Annotated in this window: 14 protein-coding genes; 4 read left to right on the top strand and 10 right to left on the bottom strand. The window is 35.4% G+C overall.

The genetic code is table 11. The features are described 5' to 3' along the window. Positions 1-56 precede the first annotated feature (56 nt). From BM201_RS15355 to BM201_RS15380, 6 genes are all read right to left on the bottom strand, one after another. Positions 57-1,322: a DUF819 family protein gene (locus tag BM201_RS15355; RefSeq protein ID WP_092544179.1), complete on the bottom strand. Its 1,266-nt coding sequence runs from the start codon at positions 1,320-1,322 to the stop codon at positions 57-59. Between the two features lie 179 nt (positions 1,323-1,501). Then, the gene (locus BM201_RS15360; RefSeq protein WP_092544181.1) at positions 1,502-2,317 is read right to left on the bottom strand and encodes an HAD family hydrolase; all 816 of its coding nucleotides are present in this window, start codon (positions 2,315-2,317) and stop codon (positions 1,502-1,504) included. Next, a complete protein-coding gene (locus BM201_RS15365) occupies positions 2,317-2,487 on the bottom strand; it encodes a type II toxin-antitoxin system antitoxin (protein ID WP_092544183.1) in 171 nt (56 codons plus the stop codon). Before BM201_RS15365 ends, BM201_RS15360 begins: the two co-directional genes overlap by 1 nt. A gap of 3 nt (positions 2,488-2,490) precedes the next feature. Beyond that, on the bottom strand, positions 2,491-3,393 hold the full coding sequence (locus BM201_RS15370; RefSeq protein ID WP_092544185.1) for an alpha/beta hydrolase: 903 nt from the start codon (positions 3,391-3,393) through the stop codon (positions 2,491-2,493). After that, the gene (locus BM201_RS15375) at positions 3,390-3,872 is read right to left on the bottom strand and encodes a hypothetical protein (protein WP_092544187.1); all 483 of its coding nucleotides are present in this window, start codon (positions 3,870-3,872) and stop codon (positions 3,390-3,392) included. Before BM201_RS15375 ends, BM201_RS15370 begins: the two co-directional genes overlap by 4 nt. 2 nt (positions 3,873-3,874) lie before the next feature. Beyond that, positions 3,875-4,735 carry an SPFH domain-containing protein gene (locus BM201_RS15380; RefSeq protein ID WP_092544189.1) on the bottom strand — a complete coding sequence of 287 codons (861 nt, stop codon included), beginning with the start codon at positions 4,733-4,735 and terminating at the stop codon, positions 3,875-3,877. Between the two features lie 124 nt (positions 4,736-4,859). Between BM201_RS15380 and BM201_RS15385 the strand changes: the two genes are divergently transcribed. Further along, complete coding sequence (locus BM201_RS15385) at positions 4,860-5,642, top strand: S1/P1 nuclease (protein ID WP_092544191.1); 783 nt, start codon at positions 4,860-4,862, stop codon at positions 5,640-5,642. On the opposite strand, the gene BM201_RS15390 is transcribed toward BM201_RS15385, so the two are convergent. Together BM201_RS15390 and BM201_RS15395 are read right to left on the bottom strand one after the other, a co-directional pair. Beyond that, on the bottom strand, positions 5,639-6,217 hold the full coding sequence (locus tag BM201_RS15390; protein ID WP_092544193.1) for an alpha-ketoglutarate-dependent dioxygenase AlkB family protein: 579 nt from the start codon (positions 6,215-6,217) through the stop codon (positions 5,639-5,641). The genes BM201_RS15385 and BM201_RS15390 overlap by 4 nt on opposite strands. A gap of 1 nt (position 6,218) precedes the next feature. Further along, a complete protein-coding gene (locus BM201_RS15395) occupies positions 6,219-6,578 on the bottom strand; it encodes a DoxX family protein (RefSeq protein ID WP_092544195.1) in 360 nt (119 codons plus the stop codon). 147 nt (positions 6,579-6,725) lie between these two features. Here BM201_RS15395 and BM201_RS15400 point away from each other — a divergent pair, with 147 nt between their 5' ends. After that, a complete protein-coding gene (locus BM201_RS15400; RefSeq protein WP_245758668.1) occupies positions 6,726-8,954 on the top strand; it encodes a tetratricopeptide repeat-containing hybrid sensor histidine kinase/response regulator in 2,229 nt (742 codons plus the stop codon). Positions 8,955-9,019: 65 nt separating this feature from the next. Here the strand turns inward: BM201_RS15400 and BM201_RS15405 are convergent, their stop codons facing one another. Both BM201_RS15405 and htpG read right to left on the bottom strand, forming a co-directional pair. Next, a complete protein-coding gene (locus tag BM201_RS15405; RefSeq protein ID WP_092544199.1) occupies positions 9,020-9,841 on the bottom strand; it encodes a hypothetical protein in 822 nt (273 codons plus the stop codon). 209 nt (positions 9,842-10,050) lie between these two features. Beyond that, entirely contained in the window at positions 10,051-11,934 is a 1,884-nt protein-coding gene (gene htpG / locus BM201_RS15410; protein WP_092544201.1) for a molecular chaperone HtpG, read from the bottom strand. 222 nt (positions 11,935-12,156) lie between these two features. Between htpG and BM201_RS15415 the strand changes: the two genes are divergently transcribed. Both BM201_RS15415 and BM201_RS15420 read left to right on the top strand, forming a co-directional pair. Continuing rightward, positions 12,157-12,831, top strand: coding sequence for a TetR family transcriptional regulator C-terminal domain-containing protein (locus tag BM201_RS15415; protein ID WP_092544203.1), 675 nt, complete (start codon positions 12,157-12,159; stop codon positions 12,829-12,831). 53 nt (positions 12,832-12,884) lie between these two features. Further along, positions 12,885-14,192, top strand: a complete 1,308-nt coding sequence (locus BM201_RS15420; RefSeq protein WP_092544205.1) for an ABC1 kinase family protein — start codon at positions 12,885-12,887, stop codon at positions 14,190-14,192. Positions 14,193-14,287: the final 95 nt, after the last annotated feature.

The following is a 14,287-nucleotide window of genomic DNA, read 5'->3' on the forward strand; positions in this document are numbered from 1 at the left end:
TCTTTCCTGATACTTGATGATGCTGAAAATTTTTTCTGAATATTAATTTTAGTTTTCTAGCTTCCTGAAGCTAATTGCATAAGAATGGTACACAAAATCGCTCCGTATGTTCCCACAACGTATCCAAATACGGCCAAAAGAACACCAACAGTAGCTAGTGACGGGTGAAACGCGGCTGCCACAACAGGGGCAGATGCAGCTCCACCCACATTGGCCTGGCTTCCAACGGCAAGGAAAAAATATGGCGCTTTTATCAATTTCGCGGTTACCAGTAAAATAATTACGTGAATCGCCATCCAAACAAGGCCAATTGCTATTAATCCCGGATTATCGAAAACGGCACCTAGATCCATTTTCATTCCTATGGTGGCTACCAGTACATAAATAAAAATACTTCCTACTTTACTGGCTCCGGCACCTTCATATTGTTTGAATTTAGTGAACGAAAGAATAATACCAATAGCCGTAGCAATGGTGATCATCCAGAAAAATTCTGAAGAAAAAGAAGCTAAAGAACTTTTCTTATCCTGAAAAACTTCAAAAGTGCTTACCAGAAAGCTTGAAATCTCATCGGCACCAAAATGTGCAATTCCCACTGCACCAAATGCTAAAGCAAGAATAATAATGAAATCGGGCAAACTAGGGATACGTTTTACACTTTCTGTATATGCTGAAACTTTATCTTTTAATTCAGTTATGGCCGAGTTATCTGCCTGAAGCCATCTATCAATGCGATCACTTTTTCCAACACCCAAAAGAACGATAGCCATCCAAAGATTAGCTACGACAATATCTACTAAAACCATCCCTCCATATTTTTCAGGATTATATTGATAGATCTCTAACATTGCTGCTTGATTAGCACCACCACCAATCCAACTACCGGCAAGTGTAGATAGACCACGCCAGGTAGCATCGAATCCTGCACCTCCAACAGTATCGGGAGATACGATAGAGATCAATAAAATCGCGATTGGCCCACCAATGATAATCCCGATCGTTGCAGCGAAGAACATGATAAGGGCTTTTGGTCCCAGGTTAAATATCGCTTTCAGGTCGATACTTAAGGTCATTAAAACTAATGAAGCAGGTAATAAATATCGGCTGGCTACAAAATATAAATTGGAAACAGATGAATCTATAAGTCCGGCAGAATTTAAAATCGCCGGGATTAAATAACACATTAATACACCAGGAACAATTTTATAGAATTTGGCCCAAAACCCAGTTTTGATCGACGAGGTATAAAAAACAAAACCAAGCGAGATCATTAGCAATCCTAAAACAACTGCATCGTTAGTGAAAACCGGCATATCTTCCATGAAAATAAGATTTGCAGGCAAAATACAAATTATATTCTACCTTCCTAATTTTAAGTTCTATTCGATAATCAAGATTATATAAATCCCGATCCCAATAAGTATCGGGATCGGGATATTTCAAAATAAAAGGTATTCTTTAAAAAGCCTATGCGAAGTGTATTTAATCTATTAAATGTAGGTTATAGAGAAAATATTTTATGAAGACTTTGCGCTACACCATCTTCTTTACCATGCCCGGTAATGGTGGTAGCTACATCTTTTACTTCCTGGCGAGCGTTAGACACTGCAACACCCATGCCTACACCGCCAACCATTTCTACATCATTATAATTATCACCAAATGCTATCGTGTCTTCCGTAGAAATTTTAAAATGGTTTTCTAATAAATATTCGATGGCAGAGAATTTAGAGATCTTCTTGTTAGCGATCTCCAGGTAGTTTTTGTTGGAACGATAAAAGTGCAAATCTTCGCTGTAGTTTTTTGATAAAAACTCACTTATTTTATCGATTTTATCCTCGTCACCCATCGCCATTATTTTGTGCGGACCTTTATTTTCTGAAGTCCATTTTTCGATCACTTCAGCATTTGCTTTTATTTGTGGTGCTACTTTAGTGTTGTTTTCTTCTCGTTCTGCCCAAAAATCGGTTTGCGGAACATACCACTCGTCATGATGATATAAACTTAAATGAACATTTAGATCGTTTTCAGTATTAAAATCATGGATGCTTTTAAGAGTATCCAGCGGAATTACCACCGAGCTAATTGCTTTGTCGTTCACCAATACCAATCCGCCATTGTAAGCGATTATTGGTAATTCTCTAATATCAAGTTCTTCCTGTAAATGGTGCATAGCCTCTGGCATTCTTGCTGAAATTAAAACTACAGGAACCTGTTCTTTTACTTCTTTGATCATTTTTATAGTGAGTGGGGAAAGTTCTCTTTCTTTATTTAAAAGAGTACCGTCGATGTCTGAAAAGACAATTTTATACTTCATTAGTTTTCTTTGTTTTTATTTTTAGGATGTCTATTCGCTTCTTTTAAACATTTGCTTAGCATCCACTCGATCTGCCCATTGGTACTTCGAAATTCATCTGAAGCCCATTTTTCAACAGCTTTTAGCATGTTTTCATCTACCCGTAATGCAAATGCCTTTTTCTTACCCATATTCTATAATTCCTGAATAAATTTTGTTAGCGCAGGAATCAATTTTGGATGCAAAACTAATTCTTCATCTTCATTTTTCCTGGTTTCGCCTTCAGATTTTAAAATATGGTTCATGTTTTCCAAAAGTAATAATTCGGCATCACTTACCACACTTTTTAAGTCTTCAGCATCTTTAACATTTACCTGTACATCTCTCGTTCCGTTTACGATTAGGATGGGAATATCAAGTTTCTTAAGTTCTTCTTTTGGCTCATATTTATCCCATGATTTTAAAAATTGCTGAACCGAAGGTCTAAAAATGGCCATAAGAAAAGGATTAACTTTTTCGATCGTATCTTTTTCCTGGAGTTCCTGAAAGTGAACCCTTGTGGTGTCGCCAAAAGCCTTAGATTGATTGCTTACCTGTTCAATGATCTTAGTACTCATTTTTTCTGAAGGTCCCGCAAGAGAAACAAATCCGGAAGCACCTTCTTGTGCTGTGATCATTCCTACCAAGGAGCCTTGGCTATGCCCAATCACTACTATCTTTTTATATTTCAGGGAGTCTTTTAGATAATTTAGCCCGGTAATGGCATCTTCAATAAAATCATCAAAAGAGAGGTCGGCTTCAGTTAATTTTAGCTCTTGTAATCTAAATATTCTCTTATCGTATCTAAAGCTCGCGATATTATTTTCAGCTAAACCATGCGCCAGCATTTCCAGGCTATGGTTAGGTAACATAGGATTACTTCCATCCCGATCGGTTGGGCCAGAACCCGCAATAATTAGTGCTACAGTTTCGGTTTCTTCGGAAGAAAGGCATAGCGTGCCGTGAACATATTTGTTCACTTCTATTTCTTTTTCCTGAAATTGAGCAAAACAAAAATTAATACTGAAAATCGATAATATGAATAGTATTTTTTTCATTCTTCTGAATTTTTAAAGTATCGATTAATTACGCGATCTGCGTTTTGGGTTTGTTGTGTGCCAATTAAAAAGAATTTACCTTCTTTGGTTTTTAACTGAATGCCTTTATCGCCTTTTATATTATAGGCTTTGTGTTTTCTGAAAACCCGAATTCCCCAGCCTCCAAATTCACTAATCGGGCGGTATTTTCTTGTATGAGCATTTTCTAGATCTTCCCAGTGATAATATTTTTTTGTAAACCTAAACGGACTAAACCAAACCTTTATCCCAGATTTGTCGATTTTAGTATGCATTTTTACAAAAAAGATTCCAACGCATACAATTAATCCTAGGCTAGATCCCAATAACTTACCTGTTGAAATTTCTCCCGAAAGATCCAGAAGCCTCGCCAAATTTAGTAGAATCCCAATCCCTGCAAGTATGCAAATTACAATAAGCCACCATTGATTGAATCGCTGTTCTTCCTTAAATACGCGCATTTTTAATGGTTTAGTGTTCCTGCGTTCACTACCGGCGATGCATCTTTATCACCACACAAAATTACCATCAGGTTGCTTACCATTGCCGCACGGCGTTCTTCATCTAAATGAACGATCTCTTTTTTGCCTAATTCATCCAAAGCCATTTCTACCATACTTACCGCACCTTCTACGATTTTATGGCGAGCGGCAACAATAGCGGTAGCTTGCTGTCTTTTCAGCATCGCACTGGCAATTTCATTGGCGTAAGCTAAGTAACCAATTCTTGATTCTAATACTTCGATCCCAGCAATTTCTAGGCGTTCTTCCAACTCTTTTTCTAAAGCATCACTTACTTCGTTCATACTACTTCGTAGCGTAATATCTTCATCTAAACCTTCATCTGCAAAATTATCGTAAGGATACAAACTGGCTAATTTTCTAACCGCAGCATCTGTTTGTACTACTACGAAGTTTTCAAAATTATCAACATCAAAAGAAGCTTTGTAGGTGTCGCGAACACGCCAAACTAAAATAGTGCTGATCATTACAGGATTCCCCAGCTTGTCATTCACTTTTAATCGCTCACTATCAAAATTTCTAGCACGTAGTGAGATTTTCTTTTTGGTGTAAAAAGGATTTGTCCAAAAAAGTCCGTTTTTCTTAACCGTTCCGCGGTAATCCCCAAATAATAGAAGTACTCTGGATTCGTTGGGGTTTACCAGTAAAAAACCGGGAGCTAGAAAAAGAGCGATCACAATTCCTAAGATAAACCAGGGTAATTTAAAGGCGATTAAGCCAAAAATACTTCCGAAGAATAGAACAATGAAGACAAATAACATAAAATAGCCATTCGATGGCGATGAAGATTTTTCCTGTGTCATGATATAGTAGTTTAATTGATATTAAATTGATATTATAAATATATTGAATTAAAAATTAACAGATTCGAGGTTTAACATTTAAATTACTTAAGCTTGGTTATATTTGCGCTAAAATTTATCTGGAATGAAGAAATTATTAATCCTATTTGTAGTCGTATTTATTAGTCAGTTTTCATTTGCAAATGATGCAGATTGGGGTAAAACAGGACACAGAACTACTGGCGAAATTGCGCAGGTACACCTGTCTAGAAAAGCACAAAAAGCTATCGAGAAATTATTAGATGGGCATAGTTTGGCATTTGTAGCCAATCATGGAGACGATATTAAAAGTGATCCTGCTTATAGAAAATACAGCCCCTGGCATTATGTGAATTTAGATCCAAATGCAACCGAATACGATCCAGAAACGGCCAGTGAAGACGGTGACCTGGTGATGGGAATTAGAAAATGTGTTGAGGTTTTAAAGGATAAGAATGCAAGTAGAGAGGATAAGCAATTCTATCTTAAAATGCTGGTTCATTTTGTGGGAGATCTTCACCAACCTTTTCATGTTGGTCATGCAGTCGATCTTGGTGGAAATAGAGTAGATGTAGAGTGGTTTGGAAAAAAGACCAATATACACAGTGTTTGGGATAGCAAAATGATCGATTCTTATCAAATGAGTTATACCGAACTTGCTGAGAATAGAGACGAGTTAAGCAAATACCAGGTAAAAGCTATTCAGGAAGGTGAATTGTTGGATTGGGTGTACGAAAGCCGAAGTCTTGCCGAAAAATTATACAAATCTGTTGAAGAAGATAACGATCTTAGTTATAAATATATGTACGAGTGGTTTCCTACGGTAAGACAGCAGTTGCAAAGAGGAGGTATTCGTTTAGCGAAAGTGCTTAATGATATTTATAATTAGTCCAAAATCTGCCTAAAGGTAAGATTGATCCTTGGAGCAACCTTTTTTTTAGTTTTAGGAAGCTGATGTTTCCAAAAATGTTGGGTTTCTCCTGCCATAATTAATAAACTACCGGGAGCTAAGACAAATTTTTGTTTTAGCTCCTTTTTTGTTTTATGCTGAAGGTGAAACATACGCTCACCACCTAAACTTATCGATGCAATTGTTGGATTTTTGCCCAATTCTTTTTCATCATCGCTATGCCAGCCCATGCTATCCTGCCCGTCTCGATACAAATTAACAAGACAAACATTGAATGTCGATTTTGTAAAGTTTTCGAGTTTATTTTTTAATTGCTGAAGCATTTCAGGAAACGGCTCAGGATCCATTTTTATGTTGGAATAGGAATAAGATTTCTCTCCAAAAAGATGCGTTAATCGTGGTTGCATCATTTCTTTACCAAAGATTTTGATAGGTTCCTGTATCCAATTGGTTTGGGTGTAAAGTTCTTTGAAAAGTTTTTGAGAAAAATCAGCATCGAGAAATTGCGAATCATAAATTAAATTCGCTTTAGGAAGTTCTATTTCTTCAGTCATATTAATACTTTAAATAAAACCATGCCCACCAAATTAATAAAAATTGCAACGGAATACGAAGGATCAATATCCATTTTGGTATTCCGGCTCCGGCTTCAGGAGAAGAAAGCATATAAAAATGAACGGTGAAAAAAACAAGCAACATGGCGATAATCCCATAAATCGCATAATTTTTAGTCATGGCAAAACAAACAGCAATACCTAAAACGATCTCTGCGATACCGCTTAAGTAAACCATGTTAAGATGAGCCGGGATGTAAGGCGGCATGATCTTCACATACATTTTTGGTTTGATAAAATGATTAATACCGGCAATTACATACATAATTCCCATTAAATAGAGATGCCAGGGATATTTCATAGTACTAATTTTTAAGGAAGATAGCTTTATTAAGTTTAATAAGAATACTTTTAAAACTAATTTAGCTAGTTTAGCACATTTTTTTGTGTAATTATCTTAAATAGAGTAATTTTCCGCGCTGGATGTCGCTAACTATTTCCTTTGGTCTTGATACGAAAACTACTGCTTACTTCACTCTTTATAATTTTCTTTATTCTGCCTCTAACCGCTCAGAATAAAGAGGTTGAAAAGGATAGTTTAGAAGATTTGCTTAATCATTCCATAGATTTTTTTGTAGATTATAATTATCATGAAGGGATTCAATCTTCTATGGATCTTATTCATTTAGCAGATTCTCTTGGTAGCGATTATTATTTATATCATGGGCACAACAATCTGGGAGTCGCTTATGAAGAATTAAGAGATACTTTACGTGCAAAATCGCATTACGAGCGGGCTTTAGAATATGCAAATTCCACAAAAAACGATACGCTTATTATGTGGGCGTACAATAATATGGGGAATATCTATTCTGAAACTAAAGACAATTATCTTAAGGGAATTTCTTATTATAAACGAGTAATAGATCTCGCAACCAAATTGAATAATCAGGAAGAATTAATAGCGCCAAATATCAATATTGCGTGGACATACCTGGATAAAAACCAGCCAGGTAAAGCCAAGGAATATTTAGACAGCGCAAAAACTGTTCTTAAAAGTCAGAATTTTGAATATCTGGATGCTGAATTGGATATGCTCTACGGAAGATATTTTACAGAAACCAACCAAATAGATTCTGCTAAAGCTTATTTCGAAAGGTCTACCAGAATTGTAAATAAAGATAGCCTTGCTTACGAAGGAGCTGAAACCTATAAATGGTATGCCGAAATGCTTTTTAGAAATGGAGAGTTTAAAGAAGCTTACCAGGCCTTAAAAACTCAAAATGAATATGAATCTGAAATTTTTGAGCATAGTAAAACTGCACAGATCCAGTCGGCAAACGCCAGATTTGATGTTAGTGAATATCAGAAAAATTTAGAATTAGCAAAACAGGAAAAAGTTTACCAGGAGCAGATAATCGCTAAATCTAATGAGAAACTAATTCTTTTAATCGTTGCAGCGATCGTATTATTTATCATTCTTATCTTTTTAAATAGAATAAATAGATCGCGAAAAACACTAATTGCAGAATTACAGGAAAAGAATACAGAATTACGAAAGTCCAAAGAAGAAACCGAGCGACTTTCAAATCTTAAAACACAGTTTTTCTCTACAGTAAGTCATGAATTAAGAACACCCTTATACGGTGTAATTGGATTAACCTCATTGCTATTAGAAGATAAGGGATTAAAAGATCATCAAAAAGATCTAAAATCATTAAAATTCTCGGCAGATTATTTACTGGCCTTGATCAATGACGTGCTCCAGATCAATAAAATGGAATCTAAAGAAGTACAATTAGAATGTATTTCTTTCAATTTTAGAGAATTGCTGCAAAGTATTATGCAGACGCTTGAGTTTACCAGAATTCAGAATAAAAATACCATTCATCTTGAAATTGACGAAAATATCCCTTCATTTTTAATGGGAGACTCAGTACGTTTATCTCAGATCATGGTAAACCTGGTGGGGAATGCACTTAAGTTTACAGAACGTGGTAATATTTGGATAAAAGTTAATGTAGAAGATGAAATTGTTGAAGATTCCGAAGAATTTTTAGCTATTAAATTTGAAGTGAAAGATGATGGAATAGGAATCCCTTTAAGTAAACAAAAGGAGATCTTTGAAGAATTTTCGCAGTTGAAGCCTACTAACTATAATTACCAGGGAACAGGATTGGGTCTACCAATCGTGAAAAAGATGCTTAAATTATTTGGTTCAGATATTCACCTGGAAAGTGAAGAAAATAAAGGATCTTGTTTTAGTTATACAATCAAGTTTAAAAAGGACTTGAATAAAGCAGACGTTCCAGTGTCAAAAATTGAAGATTTACAGGTCGATCTTGCAGATGATTTGGATTCAAAATTGCAAAACCGAATCTTAATCGTTGATGATAACCGAATAAACCAGGTGGTGACCAAGCGTATTTTAGAGCAGAAAAGCTTTGTTTGTGAAATTGCCCAAGATGGTCATGAAGCGGTAGAAAAAGTGAAGAGCACAGCTTTTGATCTCGTACTAATGGATGTGAATATGCCGGGAATCACAGGTATGGAAGCTACACAGCAAATTAGAAAATTCAACGAAGAGATTCCAATTGTAGCACTTACCGCAGTTGAGGTAGAAGAAATTAGAGAAGAAATTCACAGTGCCGGTATGAACGATATTATCGTAAAACCCTACGATGTACAACAATTTTACAGAGTAGTTTATAGAAATATTATTCCTATTGCCCTGTAAAATTGTTGATTTTAGATAGAGATTTTTTTCAAGTTTCAATTGCATTCAATAACTAAATTGAAGTTTTACTTCTTGACTTCCTCCGCATTTTCAGGTGCTTCAAAAAATTTGTCATCAGAATCTACAAATTTGATATTTGAGATTCTGGCTTCGCCAATTTCATTTTCGATTCCGTTTTCCTGAGACCAGTTATGGAAGGTCCATTTTGTAGCGAATGGAACTCCGTCGACAGTTTCATAGTTATGATAATTTATGGCATGTGGATTTGCTTCCGCAGTGCTTACTTCTCTGTTTAGTGTTACAATATATGCCGCAGCAGCTAGTTTTTTATCTTCTGCCTGATAGATTACGTACCAGTCGTCTGGCGCATCTCCTACATTTTCTCCAAAGGTCAATTTAGCCGAATTTACCTTGCTGCTATCCATAATTCGCTGTTCTGGCATTTCCCAATTTGTGCCATTATCGGTAAGTTTAAATGGTAGGGAAAAAAAATATTGCCAGGTAAACATGTCGAATCTTGCTCCTTCATAATTTTTAGCAGCAGGTGCAATCCATGCATTTTCACCATCGAAAGTTAGAGTAGAACTATCCTCTTTTTCAATTTTAATTTTTCCTGAATTGGTTAGCGTGGTGATTTTCGCATTTAAACGTTCGTTACCGCCAAAGATCAAAGCGATGTCAAACTGTACGGCTTTATGCTTTAAAAATTCATCCTTTTTATGTGCATTTTCAATAGCGATTGGGAATTGCATTGCGGGAGAAATCGCACCATCACCAATGCCGCCATCGGGTTCTGTCATTATTTTTTCTTCAGAAGAAGTAGATTCAGAATTATCTTTACAGGCGAATAGAACTAAGATTGTAGAAAATAGAAGTAGTTTTTTCATTGTTTTGATTTTTACCTTAGTAGCAATTTTGATGTAAAACTTTCAGTATAGAGTAAAATACCTGGGGGCAAGCTCTTGAGGCATTCGTTAAACAAATTTTTAATTTTGAGGTAAGCCTCTGGATATTGTTCCCTTTGGCGGTGCCAATAAAAAAAGCGCTGCTTCAAAATTGAAACAGCGCTTTAATATAAACTAATGATATGAAATTTCTATTTCACCATGTCGAAACTACGCTTAATAAAAGCAGTTAGTTCTTCACCTTTAAGCAAGTTTTGTGAAAGTCTGGCAAGGTCTAAAGATTGTTTAATTAGACGTTGCTGAGTTTCCTCGTCTGCACTTAAAATTTCAGAAGTTAATGGGTGGTTGGTGTTTACCACAAGATTGTACATCTCTGGCATATTACCCATTCCAAACATTCCGCCACCGCCGGTTTGCTGCATCTCTTTCATTCTACGCATAAACTCTGGCTGAGTGATCATAAGTGGAGCAGCAGTACTATCCATCGCTTCCATTTGAATGGTATAATTTTCTTTTGGTACTACTTTTTCAAAATCACCTTTTAATTTCTCTTTCTCATCATCAGATAATTTAGAGATCTTCTCCTCATCTGTTTTGATTAAATTATCTACATGATCTGAATCTACTCTGGTAAAAGTGATCTTTTCTTCTGAAGATTCTAATTTTTGTAGCAAGTGAGAAATAATAGGCGAATCTAATAGCAATACTTTGTATCCTTTCTCTTTCGCTGCCTGAATATAGCTATGTTGCTCATTCTGGTTCGAAGCATAAAGTACAACCAGGTTACCATCTTTATCGGTTTGGTTTCCTTTGATAGCTTCTTTTAACTCTTCAAAAGTATAGTATTCGTTATCGATGGTTGGGTATAAAGCAAATTTTTGCGCTTTATCATAAAACTTATCTTCAGTAAGCATACCATATTCGATAACTACCTTAATATCGTTCCATTTCGCTTCAAAATCTTCACGACTATTATTGAAAAGTGACTTTAATTTATCAGCAACTTTTCTGGTAATATAGCTTGAAATCTTCTTCACCGCACCGTCTGCCTGAAGATAAGAACGAGAAACGTTCAATGGAATATCCGGAGAATCTATAACTCCGCGTAACATCGTTAAAAATTCAGGTACAATACCTTCAACATTATCGGTTACAAAAACCTGATTTTGATAAAGCTGGATTTTATCACGCTGGATGTTCATATCCTGAGACATCTTTGGGAAATAAAGAATCCCGGTAAGATTAAACGGATAATCTACATTTAGGTGAATGTGGAATAAAGGTTCCTCAAACTGCATTGGATACAATTCACGGTAAAAATCTTTATAATCCTGATCTTCCAGATCTGTAGGCTGCTTTGTCCAAGCAGGATCTGGATTGTTAATAATGTTGTCTACCGTTTTGGTTTCTGGCTTTGCATCTTCAGGTGCATCATCTGGAAGCGGAATAGTTTCTTCTTTAGTTCCAAAGCGAATTGGGATTGGCATAAACTTATTATACTTCACCAATAGCTCTTCGATTCTATTTTCTTCTAAGAACTCTTCGTCATCCTCATTTACGTGAAGGATAATCTCCGTTCCGCGTTCTTGTTTATCAGAACCTTCTAAAGTAAACTCGGTTGTACCAGAACACGTCCAATGTGCAGCAGGTTCATCTTTGTAAGATTTGGTAATAATTTCAACTTTATGGGCTACCATGAAAGCAGAATAAAAACCAAGCCCAAAATGACCAATAATTCCGCTGTCTTTGGCAGAATCTTTATATTTTTCAAGGAATTCTTCTGCACCAGAAAAAGCTACTTCGTTAATGTACTTTTCAACTTCTTCTTTGGTCATCCCAATACCCTGATCGATCACGTGGATTTTCTTATTTTCTTTATCCACTTTAATGTCGATCACAGGATTACCATATTCAACATCGGTCTCACCAATATTAGTAAGGTGCTTTAATTTTAAAGTTGCATCGGTAGCATTAGAAATTAACTCTCTTAGGAAAATTTCGTGATCGCTGTAAAGGAATTTCTTTATCAGCGGGAAAATGTTATCTACAGATACATTAATCTTTCCAGTTGCCATATATTTTTAGTTTTTATTATCAAATTCAGTTTCTATTAACCAAAAAAAATACCATTAGAGGTTTGCTGCCAACTTGGCATAAGACTTGTAAATGTAAATGGCGAAAGAAGATAATTTTTTGAACTTCAATCTGGAGAGATATTATTTTTAACAAACATTTTGTTTAACTAATTAAGTTATAGGTTAAACAATTACTATATTTGAACAAGAGAAAAAGAAATTATGGCGACGACAAAGAAAACAACCACAGCTAAAAAGAAATTAGATTCAGATAAATTAATAAGCCTTTACATGGATTATGTGCTGGAAAATGAGCATGCTCCAAAGACGGTTTATAAATTTTGTAAAGAGAACAAAATTGGTGAAGAAGAGTTTTATAATTTCTACGGAAGTTTCGAAGGCTTAGAAAAAGGAATTTGGAAAAAGTTTTATCTAAATGCCAAAAATGTTATCGAAAAAAGTCCGGAGTATCCAAACTTCACTAACCGTGAAAAAATGCTGACTTTCTATTATACTTTTTTTGAAGTGCTTACCGCGAATAGAAGTTATGTGTTATTTACACTGAAAAAAGATCCAAAACCAATTAAAAACCTAGAGCAACTTAAGGGATTGCGTAAAAACGTAAAATCTTTTGCTAAAGGATTGATCGAGGAAGGAAATAAGGATAAAACACTGAAGTTCCTACAGCAGCCAGATGAAGTGTTTTCTGAAGCAGCCTGGATACAGTTATTGTTCTTAATGAAATTTTGGATGGACGACAACTCTGCACAATTTGAAAGTACAGATGTGGCTATCGAGAAATCTGTAAATACGGTTTTCGATGTTTTTGATAATACACCTTTAGAACGTGTGGTAGATTTCGGAAAATTTCTATACAAAGAAAGAATGGCTAAATAAGCTTTTCAAAAAATTGCTATGAAAAGGCCGAAAGGCATTAAAGGAAAAATTAAATGAAATCGATAGATAAAATACCTACAGGTAAAATTGGTCGTACCAGCAAATTGGTACAAACCGGAGCAAAAATTGGTGGGAATTATTTAAAATATTACAGTAAAAAAGCCTTCAATAAAGAGCTTACTCGTGACGATCTAGATCGCGATAATGCGAGTGATATTTATGATGGCTTAAAAAGCTTAAAGGGTAGTGCGCTTAAGGTTGCACAAATGCTTTCGATGGAAAAAAGTTTGCTGCCAAGCGCTTATGTAGAGAAATTTAGTTTGGCACAATTTAGCGTACCACCACTATCTGCTCCCTTAGTAAGAAAAACCTTCAAGAAATATAACGGAAATTACCCTGAAGAATTATACGACGAATTTACTTCGCAATCTGTTAATGCTGCAAGTATTGGGCAGGTACACCGGGCAACAAAAAATGGGAAAAAACTTGCTGTGAAAATCCAATATCCCGGGGTGGCCGATAGTATAAGTTCAGACTTAGCAATGGTAAAACCAATTGCGACCAGAATGTTTAATCTTCAGGGAAAAGATTCCGAAAAATACTTTAAAGAAGTAGAAGGGAAGCTGTTAGAAGAAACAGATTATATTTTGGAAGTGAAGCAGAGTAAGGAGATTTCGCAAGCTTGTGCTCACATTCCAAATCTTAAGTTTCCGCAATATTACGAAGAACTATCCAGCGAGCGAATTATTACGATGGATTGGATGGATGGCCAGCATCTAAGTGACTTTGCCAAATCAAATAAAGATCAGGAAAAGGCAAATAAGGTAGGACAGGCCTTGTGGGATTTTTACATGTTCCAGATGCATGGGTTAAAAGAAGTGCATGCCGATCCTCATCCCGGTAATTTTTTAGTCGATAAAGTAGGAAATTTGATCGCTATCGATTTTGGTTGTATTAAGAAAGTGCCAGATGATTTTTATGTGCCTTATTTTGAATTAGCTAAAAAAGAAAACATTAATAATCCTGAATTTTTCAATGAGAAATTATATGAACTTGAAATTTTAAGGAAAGACGATACTGAAAACGAGATTCGATATTTTTCGGCATTATTTCATGAAATGCTGAATTTATTTACGAGTCCGTTTCACTCTGAAACTTTTGACTTTTCAGATGAGAGCTTTTGGAATTCGATTACAAAATTGAGTGAGAAATACAGCAAGGACGAAGAATTGAGAAAGATGAACGGGAATCGCGGAAGTAAGCATTTTCTTTATATAAACAGGACTTTCTTCGGACTTTATAACTTATTACATGATCTGGAAGCTAAAGTAGAAATAAATAGATTCCGTGATTACTTATAGTGTAATATTTTGATTTATTGGTTAGGTTGAAAAGCGCAATTTTATTCTTAGAAATTGCGCTTTTCTTATTAAAAAAAGCCTTCTGAAAATTTTCA

It is taken from the genome of Zunongwangia mangrovi, assembly GCF_900112105.1.
GTDB lineage: Bacteria > Bacteroidota > Bacteroidia > Flavobacteriales > Flavobacteriaceae > Zunongwangia > Zunongwangia mangrovi.

Bases quoted from the DNA above. Each gene is read 5' to 3' on its own strand.
- BM201_RS15355 (WP_092544179.1), bottom strand. From the start codon at position 1,322: ATGGAAGATATGCCGGTTTTCACTAACGATGCAGTTGTTTTAGGATTG.
- BM201_RS15360 (WP_092544181.1), bottom strand. From the start codon at position 2,317: ATGAAGTATAAAATTGTCTTTTCAGACATCGACGGTACTCTTTTAAAT.
- BM201_RS15365 (WP_092544183.1), bottom strand. From the start codon at position 2,487: ATGGGTAAGAAAAAGGCATTTGCATTACGGGTAGATGAAAACATGCTA.
- BM201_RS15370 (WP_092544185.1), bottom strand. From the start codon at position 3,393: ATGAAAAAAATACTATTCATATTATCGATTTTCAGTATTAATTTTTGT.
- BM201_RS15375 (WP_092544187.1), bottom strand. From the start codon at position 3,872: ATGCGCGTATTTAAGGAAGAACAGCGATTCAATCAATGGTGGCTTATT.
- BM201_RS15380 (WP_092544189.1), bottom strand. From the start codon at position 4,735: ATGACACAGGAAAAATCTTCATCGCCATCGAATGGCTATTTTATGTTA.
- BM201_RS15385 (WP_092544191.1), top strand. From the start codon at position 4,860: ATGAAGAAATTATTAATCCTATTTGTAGTCGTATTTATTAGTCAGTTT.
- BM201_RS15390 (WP_092544193.1), bottom strand. From the start codon at position 6,217: ATGACTGAAGAAATAGAACTTCCTAAAGCGAATTTAATTTATGATTCG.
- BM201_RS15395 (WP_092544195.1), bottom strand. From the start codon at position 6,578: ATGAAATATCCCTGGCATCTCTATTTAATGGGAATTATGTATGTAATT.
- BM201_RS15405 (WP_092544199.1), bottom strand. From the start codon at position 9,841: ATGAAAAAACTACTTCTATTTTCTACAATCTTAGTTCTATTCGCCTGT.
- htpG (WP_092544201.1), bottom strand. From the start codon at position 11,934: ATGGCAACTGGAAAGATTAATGTATCTGTAGATAACATTTTCCCGCTG.
- BM201_RS15415 (WP_092544203.1), top strand. From the start codon at position 12,157: ATGGCGACGACAAAGAAAACAACCACAGCTAAAAAGAAATTAGATTCA.
- BM201_RS15420 (WP_092544205.1), top strand. From the start codon at position 12,885: ATGAAATCGATAGATAAAATACCTACAGGTAAAATTGGTCGTACCAGC.